16 protein-coding genes are annotated in these 18,590 nt (G+C 40.3%); 5 read left to right on the top strand and 11 right to left on the bottom strand.

Annotated elements, in window-relative coordinates; translation table 11 throughout:
- Positions 1-114 precede the first annotated feature (114 nt).
- Entirely contained in the window at positions 115-1,542 is a 1,428-nt protein-coding gene (locus BLS33_RS06705; RefSeq protein ID WP_245731309.1) for an ArnT family glycosyltransferase, read from the top strand.
- Here the strand turns inward: BLS33_RS06705 and bioD are convergent.
- From bioD to BLS33_RS06690, 3 genes are read right to left on the bottom strand one after another with little or no spacing between them, the layout of a single operon-like run.
- Positions 1,528-2,145, bottom strand: a complete 618-nt coding sequence (bioD, locus tag BLS33_RS06700; protein WP_089886705.1) for a dethiobiotin synthase — start codon at positions 2,143-2,145, stop codon at positions 1,528-1,530. The genes BLS33_RS06705 and bioD overlap by 15 nt on opposite strands.
- Positions 2,142-2,582 carry a DUF2007 domain-containing protein gene (locus tag BLS33_RS06695; protein ID WP_245731308.1) on the bottom strand — a complete coding sequence of 147 codons (441 nt, stop codon included), beginning with the start codon at positions 2,580-2,582 and terminating at the stop codon, positions 2,142-2,144. Before BLS33_RS06695 ends, bioD begins: the two co-directional genes overlap by 4 nt.
- A 12-nt stretch (positions 2,583-2,594) precedes the next feature.
- Positions 2,595-3,755 carry an aminotransferase class I/II-fold pyridoxal phosphate-dependent enzyme gene (locus BLS33_RS06690; protein ID WP_089886704.1) on the bottom strand — a complete coding sequence of 387 codons (1,161 nt, stop codon included), beginning with the start codon at positions 3,753-3,755 and terminating at the stop codon, positions 2,595-2,597.
- 80 nt (positions 3,756-3,835) lie between these two features.
- On the opposite strand from BLS33_RS06690, the gene BLS33_RS06685 reads away from it, so the two are divergent.
- Complete coding sequence (locus BLS33_RS06685; RefSeq protein ID WP_089886703.1) at positions 3,836-4,363, top strand: GNAT family N-acetyltransferase; 528 nt, start codon at positions 3,836-3,838, stop codon at positions 4,361-4,363.
- Positions 4,364-4,372: 9 nt separating this feature from the next.
- Here the strand turns inward: BLS33_RS06685 and BLS33_RS06680 are convergent, their stop codons facing one another.
- The 8 genes from BLS33_RS06680 to BLS33_RS06645 all read right to left on the bottom strand — a co-directional run bounded on the left by BLS33_RS06680 (position 4,373) and on the right by BLS33_RS06645 (position 16,288).
- On the bottom strand, positions 4,373-4,891 hold the full coding sequence (locus BLS33_RS06680; RefSeq protein ID WP_089886702.1) for a hypothetical protein: 519 nt from the start codon (positions 4,889-4,891) through the stop codon (positions 4,373-4,375).
- A gap of 70 nt (positions 4,892-4,961) precedes the next feature.
- Positions 4,962-5,240, bottom strand: coding sequence for a F0F1 ATP synthase subunit delta/epsilon (locus tag BLS33_RS06675; protein ID WP_089886701.1), 279 nt, complete (start codon positions 5,238-5,240; stop codon positions 4,962-4,964).
- Between the two features lie 78 nt (positions 5,241-5,318).
- Positions 5,319-6,827, bottom strand: a complete 1,509-nt coding sequence (atpD, locus tag BLS33_RS06670; RefSeq protein WP_089886700.1) for a F0F1 ATP synthase subunit beta — start codon at positions 6,825-6,827, stop codon at positions 5,319-5,321.
- A 183-nt stretch (positions 6,828-7,010) separates the two neighbouring features.
- Positions 7,011-8,645 (bottom strand): SGNH/GDSL hydrolase family protein, encoded by a 1,635-nt coding sequence (locus BLS33_RS06665; RefSeq protein ID WP_245731307.1) that lies wholly within the window; start codon positions 8,643-8,645, stop codon positions 7,011-7,013.
- A gap of 12 nt (positions 8,646-8,657) precedes the next feature.
- Entirely contained in the window at positions 8,658-11,429 is a 2,772-nt protein-coding gene (locus BLS33_RS06660) for a TonB-dependent receptor (protein WP_089886699.1), read from the bottom strand.
- A gap of 185 nt (positions 11,430-11,614) precedes the next feature.
- Positions 11,615-13,462 (bottom strand): glutamine--fructose-6-phosphate transaminase (isomerizing), encoded by a 1,848-nt coding sequence (gene glmS, locus BLS33_RS06655; protein WP_089886698.1) that lies wholly within the window; start codon positions 13,460-13,462, stop codon positions 11,615-11,617.
- Positions 13,463-13,649: 187 nt separating this feature from the next.
- On the bottom strand, positions 13,650-15,473 hold the full coding sequence (locus BLS33_RS06650; protein ID WP_089886697.1) for a DUF4270 family protein: 1,824 nt from the start codon (positions 15,471-15,473) through the stop codon (positions 13,650-13,652).
- Between the two features lie 5 nt (positions 15,474-15,478).
- The gene (locus BLS33_RS06645) at positions 15,479-16,288 is read right to left on the bottom strand and encodes a glycogen/starch synthase (RefSeq protein WP_089886696.1); all 810 of its coding nucleotides are present in this window, start codon (positions 16,286-16,288) and stop codon (positions 15,479-15,481) included.
- Positions 16,289-16,392: 104 nt separating this feature from the next.
- Between BLS33_RS06645 and panC the strand changes: the two genes are divergently transcribed.
- Genes panC through BLS33_RS06630 form a run of 3 tightly spaced genes read left to right on the top strand, consistent with a single transcriptional unit; the run spans position 16,393 to position 18,569 of the window.
- Positions 16,393-17,238: a pantoate--beta-alanine ligase gene (gene panC / locus BLS33_RS06640; protein WP_089886695.1), complete on the top strand. Its 846-nt coding sequence runs from the start codon at positions 16,393-16,395 to the stop codon at positions 17,236-17,238.
- Between the two features lie 13 nt (positions 17,239-17,251).
- Complete coding sequence (gene panD / locus BLS33_RS06635) at positions 17,252-17,602, top strand: aspartate 1-decarboxylase (protein ID WP_089886694.1); 351 nt, start codon at positions 17,252-17,254, stop codon at positions 17,600-17,602.
- 1 nt (position 17,603) lies between these two features.
- Positions 17,604-18,569, top strand: a complete 966-nt coding sequence (locus tag BLS33_RS06630; protein ID WP_089886693.1) for a lysylphosphatidylglycerol synthase transmembrane domain-containing protein — start codon at positions 17,604-17,606, stop codon at positions 18,567-18,569.
- The last annotated feature ends 21 nt before the right edge of the window (positions 18,570-18,590 follow it).

Raw genomic sequence — 18,590 nt, 5'->3', positions numbered from 1 at the left:
CTCGCTTTTTCTATCTTGCAAAGATGGGAATTAATCCCTAAACAATTCATGTTCCAAAGGCTTATACATTCATTGGCAAACAATTGCGATTCCCTGAAAAACCGAACTGTTTTTATGGTTCTGTTTTTGACCTCTTTCCTAATTCGATTGCCCTTTTTTTTCCGCGATTATATCGACCGTGATGAAAGCACTTTTATTTTAATGGGACAATCGTGGGTCGACGGACATCTACCCTATACCGAACTCTGGGATTTAAAACCACCGGTCATCTTTCTATTTTTTGCCGCTATCATCTACGGTTTCGGTAAAAGTTTTTTTGCCATTCGGTTTTTTGGTGTCATCATCGTAGCACTGACCGCTTTTTTCACCTATAAAATTGGTGAAACTGCACACTCTAAAAAAATAGGGCTATGGTCGGCCATCGGTTGTGTTTTGCTTTTGAGCCTCTTCGGAAGCCTGCAAGGGGTAATGTCTGAACATATATGCATGTTATTTTTTGTGCCTGCACTGTACCTTTTAGTACATTATGAAAAATTATGGGCTTATTGTCTTGCCGGACTATTATTAGGGCTGGCCGTAATGTCTAAATTGAATATCGCTTATGTCGTTCTTGTTTTATGTCTCTATCTCCTATCCCTCGATTACAAGGAAAAAAAACCTTGGATAGGGATTTTACATCTGGCCGGTCTCACCTTAAGTTTTGTACTTGTCGGTTTACTTACTTTATTACCGTATTATCTTCACGGCCAAACGGAAATTTGGTGGAATTCAGTGGTTATGGCGCCCATCGAATATTCGGCTTCACAACAAAATCCGATATACAAAACGGCTCCTTTTTGTATCGTCGTTCTAGCTTTCTTGTTTTTCACATGGAAAAGGAGGCTTTTAAACTTTAAAGACAGAACGGTGGGTATTTTAACCTTTACCGTTTTAGGTATCATACTAATGTTTGTATTGGGTGGAAAGGTAAATGGGCATTATTTAATTCAATTTCATCCTGTCTTCATCGTATTATTCGTTGAGGTGGTAAGTCAGATTAAAATATTAGAGTCGAAGAAACTATTGCGTTACCTACCAATCGTATTGCTTTTGCTTCCTATGGAAAGCTATTTAGAGTATGCCAACATCATCAAGCATCGCTGGAAACAGGGTACTTTTTACAATGGCGAAGGAATCGATGTGCCCAACTACATTATTAAAAATCACATTGAAACCAAAAACATCCTCTTTTTGGAATACCACATTGGTTATTGGGTTTTAGGAAAAACACCCCCGACAGTAGCAGCTACGCACCCAAGCAATATACTGCGAGAGGCACTTTTTCCATATTATAAAAACCCGAGAGTAACGGGTCTAGAAGAACTTCATCATATCATGGAAACCCTCAAACCACAAACAGTGGTCACTCGAAAGAACAGAAGGGTGTTTGATGAACAATACGAAGATGCCAACACCTACATCGACAACTATTTAGAAAATCACTACAAACTTATTGAAACCGTTGGTAACGCCAATATATTACAGCGATTAGAGAGATTCTAGCACTCCCCTGAATTTATCGGCATATTTACTGATTGTCTCTTTATCAAATATTTCTTCCTCGTCAATTCTTCCTATCAATGAAACGCCCGTTTTGTGCAATATGATGTTTTCAGTATGCGGATTGGCATCTCCACTGAATAGGACAGATACGTCATATCCCTTTCCGGTAAGCCAATTGATAGTCAATAAAGAATGGTTTATACTTCCCAAATAATGTCGAGAGACTACGATAACCTTATAACTTGGCATAATGATATCGAACATGGTATCTTCTTCGTTCAAAGGCACAAGTAGGCCTCCCGCCCCTTCAATAACCAAATGGTTCGAAGTTTCTGGTTGATTGATATGAAAACGGTCTATTCGAATTCCGTCAATTTCAGCGGCGGCATGCGGACTCATTGCTGTCTTGAGCTCATAGCCGCTCTTATGAATCACCGTTTTGTCGTTTGAAATCAAGGATTTAACCTTATGACTATCAGAATTATCTAAATCACCTGCTTGTATAGGCTTCCAATAATCAGCCTGCAAAGCTTCCGTTATAATGGCCGAGGCCATTGTTTTTCCTACTCCGGTCGATATTCCCGTGACAAAAATTTCTTTCATATATTGAACTTATTTTTACAATTTTCACACCGATATTCATATTTGGTATAGAATGGAAGTACTCCGAATATAAATCCAACTAAAAAGGAAATCAGTGATTTAAAATCTTTAACATTAGTGAAATAATCTACTTTTTTACTGTTACAGTTTGGGCATACGACCGCATTTCCTTGATCATCAATCGAGTACCTGTTTATCGATTTCAAGATGCTAATTGCGTCGTCTTCATCTTCAAATCGAACTTTCAGCTTGACTCCACCAATGGCGTTACTCACCAATGGGTCGGTATCAATGGTAAGATTGTCGGAAAGAAAAACCCGAATACCTTCTGCTTCTAGCCGCCCTTTTACAATCTGCGCCTCCGAAGAATACTGAAAAGACGCAACTGTGCTAAATATTTCGTCGTTCTTAACAAATTTGAGTTTCCTTATCGTCAAAATACAGCGGGATTAGACTTCTTTTGTAAAAATAGCTAATAATTGTAAAACCTTTCGTATTTCTTTCTTAGTATTAAAGCTATGTAAACAGATACGCAAACGTTCTTTGCCTTTAGGAACGGTCGGGGAAAGAATGGGGCGTATGTCGAATCCTTCCCTTTGGAGCCTTACACCAATTGAACGAACTTGGTCGTTACCGGAAAACACCCAACAATGTATTGCAGAAGTACTCGGAATAAAAAACGATTTCAGATTTAAAGATTCGACCTGTTCGTTGAAATAATCTATTTTTTCTCTCAGTTGCACCTGAGCTTCATGCTGCTTATCAAGCTTAGTATAGGCCGCAGAAATCGAAGCTACGGTATGGGGCGGAAGTCCAGTCGTATAAATAAAACTACGCGCAAAATTTACCAAGTAGGTTTTTAGGGCGGCGGAACCCAAAACTGTGGCCCCGTGTGCACCAATGGCCTTACCAAATGTTATGATTCGAGCAAAAACATCATCTTGTAAGTTCATTTGTTGTACTAGACCTTCTCCATTTTTTCCGAAAACCCCGATTGCATGTGCTTCGTCTACCACTAATAAGCAGTTGTATTTTTCACTGATTTCCGCCATTGCCCTTAAGTCCGGAGAATCGCCATCCATAGAAAACACTGATTCCGTAACGATGTATATTACCAAATCGGACGAACTTTGACTGCGCTCAGCCTCACACTTCTTTTCAAGGTCTGAAAAACTATTATGTTTGAATTTATAACTCTTTGCGTTGCCAAGATTGATACCGTCACGTATACTTGCATGTATGTATTCATCGTACAGAACTATATCACCGCGTTGGGGAACTGCACTGAAAAATCCGATATTGGCATCGTACCCAGAATTAAAGACCAAGGCAGCTTCGGTTTCGTGAAAAGTGGCAAGCATCTTCTCTAGCTCGGTATAATATGAATGATTGCCCGTAAGCAGCCTAGACCCCGTTGCGCCATTCTGAACCCTTCCGTTTGTGGAAAGTATCTGGGATGTCATTTGAATAAGGGATTCATCCCTAGAAAATCCAAGATAATCATTTGAAGAAAAATCGACCAAATCACCATTGTCGATTAGACTACGTAACGCTTTCGCTTCTTCTCTTTTGACAAGTTTAGCTTCTAATTTTTTTGGAAATTGGGCCATATATCAAATTTACTACCTTTAAAGACTAGTTCTAAAACTTGGCGAATTATTCTTTATGCTTTTTGACGAAACTATGTGCTATGATTATTTATAAACAAGTCTCAGAAGAAGCGGAACTCATTCAAATTTTGGAGTTACAGCAAAAAAACCTGAATGCCGTTTTAGAAGAATTAGAAAGAAAACAAGAAGGTTTTGTCACCGTATCCCATAATTTGGACCTATTAAGGGAAATGAACAATGCTTGTCCGCACATAATCGCATTGGCAAATGATGAGGTTATAGGTTATGCCTTATGTATGCATCCAAAACTCGCCCATACAATTGATGTGCTCAAACCCATGTTCCATGAAATAAAAAAGACATTACCCAAAATCGAAAATTATTTGGTTATGGGGCAAATCTGCATTGCCAAAAACTATCGCCAACAAGGAGTCTTTCGCAAACTATATGAAAAGATGCAAATAAGCATCGCCCCTAATTATACTAGTATTGTTACCGAAGTAGATCGCAAAAACATAAGATCACTAAATGCCCATTATGCCATTGGTTTCAAACATCTGAAAAGCTACCCATCCGCGGGACATCAATGGGAATTGATTATTTTATAGTAATACAATCTACTTTACCCAAAAATAGTTGTTTGGTGTTGTAGCATTCAATAAATCTATGTTCAACTTTTGCGCCACCGATTTCCCCATAGCAAAAGCCAGTTCTGGGTCAACACTCTCATAAATATTAAAATGCTTATTTTTTTGATACCACAAATTGGTTTCAAAAATATAGTGCCCATCACTTTTTGGTTGTCTGAAGACCGATACGTAGTCTATTTCTGGAAGTGTTTTCCATTGCCCCACACATACAGGCCCGACACTATGCTGAACTTTATACCTTTTTGTATCTAAGTCGAAAAAAACACGTTTTACCGAGGAAAACAAAACACCTTGCGACGCACAGGCAATCGCAAGCCACAAGACACCAAAATCCCATCTTGAAGAAACACCTTCTGAGGGAAACACTTCATAACCGAAAAAGAACATTGCCATCAATATTACTGAGATGGTGAAAAAAAAGGAAGCTGTCACACTTTGCCAAAACGGCCTGTTTCCCTCTGAGATAATGATTTTTTCTTCTTTCATTACTTCAACTAACGAAAAAAGGCCATACAATTTGTATGGCCTTTTAATCTGTACTATATATTCTCACCGACTAATCTGCCAGCACAATTGCTTTATTATCTTTCATTTCAAGCGTTCCGCTAGAAATTGGCAGAACCGTTTTTCCGTTCGCATCTTTTGAGAATTTGTTTTCATAAGCCTTATTGATGGTAATATTACCCTCAACTTTGACATTACCTTTCTGCAATAAAGACACTATTGGTGCGTGATTTTCCAACATCTGAAATTCCCCGTCAACCCCTGGTACAGTGACCGAGATAACTTCTCCGGAAAATAAGGTCGCTTCTGGCGATACAATTTCTAAATACATATTCTATAATTGTTGGTTGATAATTGTTAATGAATGTTTTAGGTTAACCAAAACAATCATCAGTCAACTATCGACTAATTAAGCCTCCGCAAGCATTTTTTCACCTGCCTCAATAGCTTCCTCAATAGTTCCTTTTAGGTTAAAAGCAGATTCTGGAAGGTGATCTAATTCCCCTTCCATGATCATATTAAACCCTTTGATACAATCTTTAATATCTACCAACACTCCAGGGATACCTGTAAACTGTTCTGCTACATGAAAAGGTTGAGACAAGAAACGTTGTACACGTCTCGCTCTACCTACTGCCAATTTATCTTCCTCAGATAATTCTTCCATACCCAAGATGGCAATAATATCTTGAAGCTCTTTATAACGCTGCAACAACTCTTTTACACGTTGTGCACAATTATAATGTTCGTTACCTAAAATGTCTGCAGTCAAAATTCTAGAGGTAGAATCCAAAGGATCAACCGCTGGATAAATACCTAGTTCAGCAATTTTTCTTGAAAGTACCGTTTGAGCATCCAAATGCGCAAAGGTGGTCGCTGGTGCTGGATCCGTTAAATCATCTGCAGGTACGTAAACCGCCTGAACCGATGTAATGGAACCTCTTTTTGTTGAGGTAATACGTTCTTGCATAGCGCCCATTTCAGTTGCCAAAGTAGGTTGGTACCCTACCGCAGATGGCATACGACCCAAAAGTGCCGATACCTCAGAACCCGCTTGTGTAAATCGGAAAATATTGTCAACAAAGAACAATACATCTTTCCCTTGACCGTCACCGGCCCCATCACGGAAATATTCTGCAATAGTCAACCCAGAAAGTGCTACTCGAGCACGTGCTCCAGGTGGCTCATTCATTTGTCCGAAAACAAAAGTCGCCTTAGATTGTTTCATGGCTTTTTTATCAACCTTGGAAAGGTCCCATCCGCCATCCTCCATAGAATGAAGGAAATCGTCACCATATTTTATTATGCCTGATTCAAGCATTTCACGCAATAAATCGTTTCCTTCCCTAGTTCGTTCACCTACACCGGCAAAAACTGAAAGTCCACCATGACCTTTCGCAATGTTGTTAATCAACTCTTGGATCAATACTGTTTTACCTACACCTGCACCTCCGAACAATCCAATTTTACCACCTTTTGAATATGGTTCAATCAAATCAATAACTTTAATACCTGTAAATAGCACTTCGGTAGAAGTAGAAAGATCTTCAAACTTCGGGGCCTCACGGTGAATAGGAAGACCATCTTTTCCTGCCTTAGGCAAATCTCCAAGTCCGTCAATAGCATCACCGATTACGTTGAACAAACGTCCGTAAACATCTTCACCAATCGGCATCTGTATGGCGCTACCAGTAGAAAGCACTTCAACTCCGCGGCTCAAACCATCGGTCGAATCCATAGAAATTGTTCTAACTGTATTTTGACCGGTGTGCGACTGCACTTCCAATACCAATTTAGAACCATCCTTGTTGGTAATTTCCAAAGAGTCATAAATCCTGGGAAGGTCCGCTCCCGATTCAAATTCTACATCGACCACTGGCCCAATAATCTGGGATACTTTGCCTGTAACTTTAGCCATTCTATTGCGTATTTATCTTTTTAAGATTAACCTAGATAAAAAAACCAGGCTTGGAAGCCTTTGTTTTTCAGGCTGCAAAGATAGGTTTTCAATCTTAAATAAGAAACTACTTTTTTCTTTTTTTAGCGCCGCCAAAAAAAACGTCATTTTCGGTATATTGTTATGGTTTAAGACCCACAAGTGCTATTGCAGTAGCGGGGAGTAATTAGTAGGAAAATCCTCTAAATTAACCAACGACCCCGAGGCCTCAAAATTTGACCCATAGGTTACATCGATAGCCTTCATAAACTCGTTCGCCATAACTGCATATCCTTTTCCCGTAAGGTGAACGCCATCAAGCGAAAATGCCCCGCCTCTTACCAAGCTAGCGGTTAGTGTGTAATCTCCATAGGTGACCCCTCCGCTTGCCAATGTCTGCATCAAGGCATTCGCGTCGACAAAAGCAAGACCGGCCCCAGTTGCCGCTGAGGCAATCGTCGCATTAAAAGTGTCGGTCGCCAATTTGATTTCATCTTGCTCTTCAGGAAGTAAAACCCATTTATCTTCCAATGGATAGCTAACACCCTCCACCGAGAATTGACCTGCTAGCTCCAAAGGCAAATTTTGACCGACCAAAGCTGCTACAGCCGCCTCGTTGACAGTTCCAATTATTGAAAGACTTGGCAACACGAACAAGTCATCCGCATTGGCCTGTCTTGTTTGCCCGTAGGTCGTTCCCAACAAATTAGCCACAAGCGGAGCCGCCTCTGCAGGAAGACCGAACTGTTGAACAAAAATTGGAAATCCAGGGTTTGCATTCAGGGCATTTATTATTTGTTCGGATATATCGGTAAGATTTTCATCTCTAATAACTACGGCACTAGCCTCAGTCTCAGAAAAGACAACATTTCGTTCTGGCTGTCCCAGCGCCGTATAAATTTGATTCAACGTACCAAATATGGTATTCAAAGTAGGTATCTGGGGGCCAAAATCAGGGTTTGTCGGATCTAAAGGATTATAGGGAACTGTAGTAAAATGTGGTATTGTATTTACATACGGTATGTTGGCCATAACCCCTTGTGCCCCTCCAGTGGTCAAAGTAGATACTAAAGTGTTGATTGCAAAGTCAAATGTGGTTTGCTCCGTGATTAGATTCGAACCATCACCTCCTGAAGTTGCATATCCCAAAACATCATTGTTGCCGGCCCACAAGGTGAAGAAAGTCGGTGATTGGTCCATGGCCAACTCCAATACGCTCGCATCAGGTGTAGCCCCTGTCATTCTAATAAAGTATGGATTTGCAAGCTTTGCTGGCAAATTTGCGATATTGCCATATCCCGGCGCAATCAAATGAAAGCTCTTAGCCCCGGGAACGCCCATATTGTTAAATGGTCCGGTAGGATTATTTAAAACGATATCGGTTGTCGGCGTGACCGGCCCAATAACATCGGCCAAGGGCGCAGGCCCATCTCCATCAAAGACCAATCTGGGGTTAAATCCCGGTATTTGTGCGCCGCCAGCAAGCAAGCCTCCAATATTATCATTGGTCAAAGGCTGGGAGAAGCTACCACCCCCTACAAGGGCAAACTTCGTAGCTAATATATTCGGCATTGAATTTTCCTGACCGGCTTTAAACAATGCATTATCGGTATAACCAGCGGTCAAAGAATTTCCGACGGAAACATAAGTCGAAAAATTTGCCGAACCCGCAGTCAGTTCAGGTTTCTCAACAAATACTTCCATCTCATCTTCGGGCAAGACGTCTTCAGGTTCATTACATGCATTAAAGCCTATCAACACCGCGAGAAAGGCTATATGTTTTATATTCATGATTTTCATGTTGCTATTTTTTTAATTATTGATTGTCCACCCCACATAGTACATGGATCCTATAAAGCCTGTTCCGAAAGCCGTGAAATATTCATCTCCCAAAAGGTTGGTGCCGCCAGCTTTAAACGTAGATTTTATACTTGGCACCCTATAGTTTATCTGAGCATCCACCGTATGGAACTCAGGCACCAAGCCATCTCCAAAGGTCGACTCCCAATAGTAGTCATCACTAAATCGATAAGCGACATTAAAACCAAAGTTCTCGAAAAGATCGGCGTTTCCAAAACTGGCCTTGAATTTATGCTCCGGGGTGTTAAAATTTGTTGTGAAATCGGGATATTTTTCTTGCTCAAAATCTAGTTTCGAGAAAGTATAACTTCCACTTAAATCAAAATCGCCAAATACTTTGAGCGATAACCCTAAAGATGCGCCATAAGAGTTAACATCAGCTTTGGCATTTGTATAGGTACCATAACCGATATAATCACCATTTACTATGGCAGCTATCGACAATCCATTATCCCCTACTGTGCCATATAAAGGTGCTGCAACAGATTCTTGAGAGATAAAATCTTTGTACTTATTATAGTAAGTACTAAAATCTACTATGAGGTTTCCAAACTTACCTCGGTAACCTATTTCGGCAGATGTTACTTGCTCCGGTTTTATCAAATTGGGATTTGCTATCGCATCTGCGCTGGCCAAAACAGCGGGGTTCCCGGTGGCAGCAAATTCTTCTAAAGAACTTTCGGTATACGAATTATTATAGGCAGCAGCCCCCGTTTGGGTTATTGTGGTCGGTTGGCCTGCTAATTGCCCGGCACTGCTCACATCATACGGTTTCGAGTATCTATCCAAATTTTCTGGTGCTGAACCTACCAAAACGCCTGCACCGGAATCTAGCCCAATAAACAAATCTTGAGTGGTCGGGTTTCTAAAGCCGGTCTGTACCGATGCACGAACATTATGGTCTCTATTAATCGTAAGCCCTGCAGATATTCTCGGTGAGATGTAGCCATCAAAAAATTCGGATTTATCATATCGTGCAGACCCTGTTATTTTCAGACTCATCACCTCGCTGAAATCAAAGCCCTTTTGTATCTGGGTATAAATACCAAATTCAGAATAATCGATAGCCCCATCAAAGTCGGTATAAATAGTTCCACCGGAATTCAAACTATATTGTCGGTAGGAACCACCTATTTGAATGTCGGCAAAATCGATTAAGTGGCTGAAGTTATAATTAGCGTCGGCATGATAATACTTCGAAGCATCTTGAAATTTAGAACCAGTCAATAGATTAGGGTCATTTATACTTCTGTCGAATGCAGCTTGATATTCAGGCGTTCCCGGTTCGAATCTTCCTTGTTCCGCAACTGCTCTTGCAGCGTCGTGCTTTTGCTGTGTAGTTAACCCTTGTGGGTTGCCACTTAATTCGATACCGGCATAGGTAGAAATATAGTCTGCAAACCATTGTCTGTGAGGTTTCCAACTATTAAGGATATTGATTCCTGTAAAGACCATATCATAGGAATCTCCTGCTTTATCGGCAACCACGTAACCCCTTACAAAGAAGTTGTCATTTTTTATTTCCAATTTATGCTGTTCTTGGAAAAAACCGTCAAGATTGTATCGGTTCAGGCCTTGGTATATGGTCGTTCCCGTTCCTACCTTACCGACATACGATAATTCTAAGCTATTATCTACAATTGGGCGATAGTACAATCCCCAATCCGCTTTCACACTTTCGGCTTTATAGTTGGTCAAGTCTCTTTCGTTATACCCTGTTCTTGATACTACGACATCTGGAATAACGCCCAACCCCGAAGCTGACCTGATGTTTTGAGCCACCTCATCTCCGTAAATATTTATACCATTGTACGAAGGGTTTGTCCTGGTTCTACCCTCAACAAACTTATCCACCTCACTTGTTGCTTGCCAATCGGTACCCCTGAGGTAACCGAAGTTCACTTTACCGGCAAACTTATCGCTAAATTTATAGGCGGCCCTGACGCCTACATCTGTGTATGAATTATCGCCTGCCGCTTCTTGAGATGTTATTCCCCGCTTAATGGATACGCTTATTCCCTGATGATCAAAAGGGTTTTTACTGCGCATAAACAAGATTCCGTTAAATGCGTTCGCGCCATATAATGCAGACGAAGCCCCTGGTAATAGTTCTACACTCAATACATCGGTTTCAATCATGCCCACTAAGTTTCCAATGGGGAAATTCAAGGCTGGAGTAGAATTGTCCATACCATCGACCAATTGCATGAACCGATTGTTTGCAAATGTCGCAAAACCCCTGGTATTAATTGACTTAAAGGTCAAACTGTTCGTGTTGACATCTACGCCTTTTAAGTTTTCTAAACCATCATAAAAATCTACGGAAGCCGTATTTTTTATTTCTTTCAGCCCCAAACGCTCTACGGTTACGGGCGATTCAAAAATACGCTCCGGGGTACGTGATGCCGAGAGAACAACTTCATCTAAAAAGGTTTGTGCCTCAGTAAGAACAATTGCCAAAGTTTGATTGTTGGTTGTCACCTCAGCTATGGCATCGGAATAGCCAAGAGTTGTAATGCGCAACTGAAAAGGAGGCTCCTCTTCTGTTTGAAGAAGGAAATTTCCGTCAAAATCAGAAGTAGTTCCAATGGCCTTACCAACAATTATAATATTGGCGCCAGGCACTGGCTCTCCATTCTCATCGGCCACACTTCCCTTGACATTAGTCTGTGAAAATGCAATTGCCCCCAGCAACAGCAGGGGGACGAGTAGTACTGTTCGCATAGTATTTGAGTTATATAGTTTTACCTTAGCAATTTACGGAATTTTTCAGTCCAAGAATACGAAAATGAAAAAAATTATGCACGCATAGTATATTTTTCCTAAAAACAGAGGTTTGAAAATCTTAAATCCACAAAAAAAGCCCATGAACTAATTCATGGGCTTTGTAAGAAGTTAAATTCGGTTTCCTATTCCACGGTAACCGATTTTGCTAGATTACGAGGTTGATCAACATTACATCCCCGCATAACCGCTATATGGTATGACAACAATTGTAAAGGTATTGTAGTCAAAAGCGGCGTAAGACTTTCAAGTGTTTCCGGAACTTCTACTACATGATCTGCTAATTCCCTTACTTGGGTATCTCCTTCGGTAACAATGGCAATGATTTTTCCTTTTCTGGATTTTATCTCCTGAATATTACTCACGACTTTTTCGTAATGCCCTTTTTTGGTAGCAATTACAAACACAGGCATTTGTTCATCGATCAAAGCAATTGGGCCGTGTTTCATTTCAGCGGCCGGATAACCCTCAGCATGAATATAACTAATCTCTTTTAGCTTTAAAGCACCTTCAAGCGCTACAGGAAAATTATACCCCCTGCCCAAATACAAACAGTTCGTTGAATCTTTATATACGTTTGCAATAACCTCAATCAGTGCGTTCGACTCCAATGCTTTTTCCACTTTAGCCGGAATAGTCTCTAATTCGGTCAAAAACTCATGGAACTTTGATTGTGAAAAAACACCTTTTTCCTTAGCTAATTTTAAGGCCATCAACGTGAGAACCGTAATCTGGGTAGTAAATGCCTTGGTTGAGGCTACTCCAATTTCTGGACCCGCGTGAGTATATGCCCCTGCATGAGTCTCACGGGCAATAGAAGAACCCACAACATTACAAACACCAAATACGAAAGCACCTTTTTCCTTGGCCATTTTGATAGCGGCCAAGGTATCCGCTGTTTCTCCCGACTGCGAAATCGCAATCAATACATCTTTATCTGTAATTACAGGGTTTCTATATCGGAATTCGGATGCATACTCGACCTCCACAGGAATTCGGGCCAAATCTTCAAAAATATATTCGGCCACCAGACCGGCATGCCAAGATGTTCCGCAAGCCACAATAATTATTCTATTGGCATTCAAAAATTTTTCTAAGTGTTCATCTATACCTGCCATACGGATTAAACCCTGATCTGCAAGCAAACGCCCCCGATACGTGTCTAAAATCGCCCTTGGCTGTTCGTAGATTTCCTTGAGCATAAAATGGTCATAGCCACCTTTTTCAATTTCCTCAAGATTTAATTGAAGTTCCAAAATATTAGGATAAGCAATGGCATCATCCTTGATTTTTCTCAATTTGATTTCTTTGCCCAACCGAATAATGGCCATTTCTTCATCTTCCAGATAGACCGCATTGTTTGTAAATTCGATAAACGGAGAAGCATCTGAAGCAATAAAAAATTCCTTATCACCAACACCGATAGCCAACGGGCTACCCAATTTGGCCACAACGATTTCATCAGGCTTCTGCTTGTCAAAAACAGCAATGGCATATGCCCCTACAACCTGGTTCAATGCGATCTGAACTGCCTTGCCCAATTTTACGTCTTCGGTTTTCTTAACCTCTTCGATAAGGTTCACCAACACCTCGGTGTCGGTATCAGAATGAAAAACATATCCTCTATTGGTCAACTCTTTTTTAATGGATTCGTAATTTTCAATGATTCCATTATGTATAATGACCAATTCTCCAGAATTGGAGTAATGTGGATGCGAATTAACATCGTTGGGAACACCATGGGTAGCCCAACGCGTGTGGCCTAATCCCAAGTTCCCGTTGAGAGAAATAGTGGCTTCAGACCTCTTTTTCAAATCTTCGACCTTGCCCTTCGTCTTTGAAAGATTTATGTTATTACCGTCGTAAAGTGCTATTCCGGCACTGTCATAGCCGCGATACTCCAATCGTTGCAATCCTTTAATAACGATAGGGTAAGCTTGCCTATGTCCAATATAACCTACAATTCCACACATAGTATTTTATTTCTAGTTCGGTTAAATTCTTAATATCGCGCAAATTTACATGATGTAGGGAGAAAATCATCTGGTTTACGGACATATAACGTAAATTTTCCGTAAGTCGCACTTTGAGGGGGCTAAAAATTATAAGATTTTCAAAAAAATCTCATAATCAGCATTTAATTATTTGGATAATAGGCACTTAGTCAACCTTCGTATAGGATATTTCAAGTTTTAATCTATTATCGGAAGGTGTGCTACCGGTACTTCCATAAAGAATAGTTCCCAAAGGAGTAATAGTAGAAGCTGCGGGTATATATTCTTCATTATCATTTGCCAAAATGGCATTGGATGCAACAGTTCTTGAAATATCAGGAGTAATTGTCAGCCCTAAATCGACATTGGTCGAATCTCTCAATACTAAATCGTTGATATAATCGGTTATTCGAACGGTATATTTTTTAGCTCCCGTTCCCGAGTCATCCAAAACTCCACCATAATTCAAATAGAGACCTTGTAAGGTTTCCGAAGATGATGTTTCTGTGGCATAATCGATAAGTGGCTCATTTGTACCGGTCTTGTACATATACAACCTCAGTGGTTCTTCTGCCAAAGGTGAGGTATTGTCAACGTAAAAAACAAGGTTTGCCTCATTGACAATCCAGTTGTTTACCTTAATTTGATTTATTATGCCCGCTGCATTATCTTTATTTTCATGAAATAACCTTATTTGAGAAAAAGAACCTGCACCACCCTTAAGGTAAAGCCTAGAAGCGTTCTCAGATGCATCCATACTATTAAGAATCTCTGGTGGATAAGCGTCGTTTATAAAGGTATTTACCGCGTTGCCCGAGATAATACCACTCTGATTGCGCAATAGCCCAAGTACAAAATCCCGCTCTTTCTTTTCGACTTCCCCGTCAGTCGCATTATAACTATCATATTCGTACCTAATGGTAATATTAGCAAGAGTCAAATCTAGCAGGAGCATGATATCATCGTTAATCGGTGCAACAGATAGATGGATACCCCTTAAGAACTCACTAAAATTTGCTTGGCTCAACAATTCAGAACTTCCTTCTTTGTCCAAGATGTTCTGCTGAAAAAAACTGTTACTTAACGGAATTCGTATTCCGGGTGCCAAATGTGTTTTCGTTAGTGATTCGTCAACATCCTCTGTCGCCTCATTATCTTCTGGGGTCAATAACATTTCTATATCACTAATGACCACATCTTCGGTAGCTAGCACATCATCAACAAAAGTAGGCGCAAACTCCTTGTTCGAAAAGTACTCCTGAGCTTGTTGAAAATTGGTGTTGGGGTCTAGATTACGTAAATAATAAGTTGAACGCTCTACTTTCAATGAGAAAGTATGAGAAGTTCCATCTAAATTTTTAGGCAGGCTCTTTCCATTCAAATAAATACTATCGATGTTGATACGCTTGGCGAAATTGTTCTGTATCGTATCGTTGACCGAGCTAAGCGGGTCTGTGCCATTCGCTCTCTCCTGATTATCAGTAATGCCATCACCATCACTGTCACTAGCAGGATCCTCGCTATCAACATCAAAAGCATCATCAACTCCATCGCCATCACTATCGCGCAATGCTTCGGCCTGCGTTAAATAAGGTATATACAAATAAACTTCTTTTACCTGTTCATTATCAGGAACGGTAGTATCGTCGCTATCGGCGGCCGCACTATCCTCTCCTTCTTGGGTAAGTCCGCCAAATGTTGGATTTCCTGATGAAAGTGTTAATTGTGTAGTGATTCTTGCCTCCGTCTTTCCATAAATGGGATCATCAAAAACACCCAACTGATAAACTGGTAGTTTGTTGGTGCGAACAGCTTCAATCTTCTTATTGTATGCAAATACGTCAAAAACCTGCTTATTGGTCGTAAAGGGAGAATCACCCACTACTTGGGCCCCTATAGTGGTTAGGTCTTCTTCACAGGAACCTAACATTACCACAACCAGAAAGAAACCTGCCAATGCAGGAAATTTAAATCTACTCAAAAAAGTCATCTAGATTATTTTAAAACTTCTGTGTTATAAAAGTTTGCATAGGCTTCCTCAAACTCTTGGAGAGAAACATATGGCAACACCGGTTTTTGGAGGTTGGCAATATGCGTTTGCAAATCTTCGGGAATTTCTTCCGAGGCTAAAATAACAGCATCCGAAAAATTTACAGCTACTTTTAACAAATTATTATAGGTGGGCTCAGCAAGCGGACTTATAGCTTCTTCGGGTAATCCATCAAAAAGAATCTTATCTTTCATTCCTTTATCCAATTCCCCTTCGAAAGATTTCCCATATACTGACAGTACAATCTTACTATCTCCAAATAGGGGTTCATCAGCGTAGTAGTTCTTTAGATAAAGCGGCAACAAAGAGGCCATCCATCCATGAACATGGATAATATCTGGCGTCCAGTTTAATTTTTTTACCGTTTCAACGACACCTTTGGCAAAGAAAATAGCCCGTTGGTCATTGTCAGGAAAAAGATTCCCTTCTACATCGGTAAAAGTTGCTTTTCGTTTAAAATACTCTTCATTATCAATAAAATAAACCTGAATACGCTCTCTTGGAATGGATGCTACCTTAATAATCAAGGGCATATCCATATCATTAATAACCAAATTCATCCCTGAAAGACGGATAACCTCGTGAAGCTGATGCCTACGTTCATTGATGTTACCGTACCTAGGCATAAAAATCCGAATTTGACCACCATTGCTGTTGACCATTCGGGGGGTTTCATAAGACATAAGTGAAACTTCGTTCTCTGGCAAGTAAGGGACTAATTCTGAAGATACAAACAATATCTTTTTACCATTCATATGGGGCTTTGTTTTATTTATCGACCGTGCGTGGCTGCAAAATTACAAAAATTATAGAGATTAGCAGTAATTATAGTAAGTTTGCTCGCTCTTAGACTAAACCAATGATGGTAATCAAAGCAAAAAAAGAACTAAGATTTCATCTTGAATCGTTAAATACAGGTCAAAGTGTTGGGCTCGTACCCACAATGGGCGCTCTGCACGAGGGACACATCTCCTTGGTCGAAAAGGCTCTTTCGGAGAACGACCACGTAGTCGTGAGTATTTTTGTTAACCCGACGCAGTTCAACAACAACGAAGATCTTGAAAAGTATCCAAAAACCTTGGAGGCCGATTTGACACTACTAAAAAACATCTCGAACGATCTTATTATATTCACGCCGTCGGTAGCTGAAATCTACCCTGAACACGTTGGCTCCAAAACCTATGATTTTAATGGATTGGATAAGGTAATGGAAGGCGCCTACCGCGACGACCACTTTAATGGTGTGGGTACAATAGTTGAAATGCTCTTGCGACTGGTACAACCTGATTGCGCTTATTTTGGGGAAAAAGATTTTCAACAATTGCAAATTATCAGAAAATTGGTCGAATTAGAACACCTTCCGGTAGCAATCAAAGGCTGCCCAATTGTCAGGGAAGCCAATGGATTGGCTATGAGTTCGAGAAACGAGCGCCTATCCAATAGCCTAAGAAAGGAGGCTTCTTTTATCTACAAGACCCTACAGAACGCAAAGAAAAAATTTGGCACGAAAAGTGCTAAATATATAATGGATTGGGTAGTTCAGGAATTTCACGATCAGCCTAATTTTGAGTTGGAATATTTTGAAATTTCAGACATCGAAACCTTGACTCCGATTCAAAAAAAACAGCAACACTTAAAATATAGGGCCTTTGTGGCCGTTTATGCCGACGGTATACGACTCATTGATAATATAGCCCTAAATTAACTAACTTTGTCCCATGCAAATAGAAGTTGTAAAATCGAAAATACACCGCATAAAGGTCACAGGAGCAGACCTTAACTATATTGGCAGCATCACAATTGATGAAGATTTGATGGATGCCGCGAATATCATACAAGGTGAAAAGGTACAGATCGTAAACAATAACAATGGTGAACGATTGGAAACTTACGTTATTCCCGGGCCACGTGGTAGCGGTGAACTTACCTTGAATGGCGCCGCAGCCAGAAAGGTCGCCGTAGGCGATATTTTAATATTGATTACCTATGCTAGAATGGATATTGAAGAAGCAAAAAAATTCAATCCGGCTTTGGTATTCCCCAACGAAGAAACCAATCGTTTAAACTGATTTGGGCGCTTCGGTAAAGAAAACATTAAAATTAATACTCCCAATTGCCTTGGGAGTTTTTTTCGTTTGGTACTGGTTCAATTCGACCTCTCCCGAAAATCGCAAAGAAATTCTCTTTTACATCAAAGAAGCGGATCCTATTTGGGTAACAGTTTCTGTATTAATAGGAATACTTGGCCACGTTTCACGCGCCATTCGCTGGAACTATCTTTTACAGCCTTTAGGATATCGGCCGAAATTGAGTAATAATATCTTTATCATTTTGATGGCTTATTTTGCCAATCTAGGTATTCCTAGAACAGGTGAAATTCTACGTGCTACTGCTTTGGCAACCTATGAAGGCGTACCCTTTGAAAAAGGATTCGGTACCATTGTAACCGAAAGGGTAATCGATGTTATTATGCTACTACTGGTAGTCGGCACTACCCTAGTTCTTCAAACGGATATTATCGTCGAATTTTTAGAAAAAAGAGGATTTGATTTTAAAAGTCTTTTACTATTAATGGGACTCGGAATTCTCGGACTATTTATTTTTATGATTTTTATAAAAAAATCTACGCACACCCTTGCGCTTAAAATCAAAGGCTTCATAAAAGGACTTTTAGATGGTGTTTTTAGCATTTTCAAAATGCAAAAGAAGGGTGCTTTTATTTTTCATACTTTGCTCATTTGGACGTGCTACATAGCCATGTTCTGGGTCATAAAATTTACGCTTCCGGAAACCGCTGAACTCTCTTTAGATCAATTACTGGTAGCCTTTGTTGCAGGCGCCTTTGCCATGGCAACGACCAACGGTGGGGTAGGATTATATCCAATTGCGGTAAGCAAGGCCTTGGCAATTTTTGGTATCAGCGCCATATCTGGCGATGCCTTCGGCTGGATCATGTGGATTTCCCAAACTTTGATGATCGTTTTCTTTGGTGCAATATCTTTTCTGGTATTACCGTTATTGAACAGAAAGAAATAACTGTACGTCACTTTCGTACCA

This window comes from Kriegella aquimaris (assembly GCF_900103215.1).
Lineage (GTDB): Bacteria > Bacteroidota > Bacteroidia > Flavobacteriales > Flavobacteriaceae > Kriegella > Kriegella aquimaris.
Note: the sequence above shows the minus strand (reverse complement) of the source record. Positions and strands in the feature narration are given on the sequence as shown.

What these genes read in the sequence shown, in the direction of transcription:
- BLS33_RS06705 (WP_245731309.1), top strand. Translation starts at nt 115, where the DNA reads ATGGTTCTGTTTTTGACCTCTTTCCTAATTCGATTGCCCTTTTTTTTC.
- bioD (WP_089886705.1), bottom strand. Translation starts at nt 2,145, where the DNA reads ATGAAAGAAATTTTTGTCACGGGAATATCGACCGGAGTAGGAAAAACA.
- BLS33_RS06690 (WP_089886704.1), bottom strand. Translation starts at nt 3,755, where the DNA reads ATGGCCCAATTTCCAAAAAAATTAGAAGCTAAACTTGTCAAAAGAGAA.
- BLS33_RS06685 (WP_089886703.1), top strand. Translation starts at nt 3,836, where the DNA reads ATGATTATTTATAAACAAGTCTCAGAAGAAGCGGAACTCATTCAAATT.
- BLS33_RS06680 (WP_089886702.1), bottom strand. Translation starts at nt 4,891, where the DNA reads ATGAAAGAAGAAAAAATCATTATCTCAGAGGGAAACAGGCCGTTTTGG.
- BLS33_RS06675 (WP_089886701.1), bottom strand. Translation starts at nt 5,240, where the DNA reads ATGTATTTAGAAATTGTATCGCCAGAAGCGACCTTATTTTCCGGAGAA.
- atpD (WP_089886700.1), bottom strand. Translation starts at nt 6,827, where the DNA reads ATGGCTAAAGTTACAGGCAAAGTATCCCAGATTATTGGGCCAGTGGTC.
- BLS33_RS06665 (WP_245731307.1), bottom strand. Translation starts at nt 8,645, where the DNA reads ATGAAAATCATGAATATAAAACATATAGCCTTTCTCGCGGTGTTGATA.
- BLS33_RS06660 (WP_089886699.1), bottom strand. Translation starts at nt 11,429, where the DNA reads ATGCGAACAGTACTACTCGTCCCCCTGCTGTTGCTGGGGGCAATTGCA.
- glmS (WP_089886698.1), bottom strand. Translation starts at nt 13,462, where the DNA reads ATGTGTGGAATTGTAGGTTATATTGGACATAGGCAAGCTTACCCTATC.
- BLS33_RS06650 (WP_089886697.1), bottom strand. Translation starts at nt 15,473, where the DNA reads ATGACTTTTTTGAGTAGATTTAAATTTCCTGCATTGGCAGGTTTCTTT.
- BLS33_RS06645 (WP_089886696.1), bottom strand. Translation starts at nt 16,288, where the DNA reads ATGAATGGTAAAAAGATATTGTTTGTATCTTCAGAATTAGTCCCTTAC.
- panC (WP_089886695.1), top strand. Translation starts at nt 16,393, where the DNA reads ATGATGGTAATCAAAGCAAAAAAAGAACTAAGATTTCATCTTGAATCG.
- panD (WP_089886694.1), top strand. Translation starts at nt 17,252, where the DNA reads ATGCAAATAGAAGTTGTAAAATCGAAAATACACCGCATAAAGGTCACA.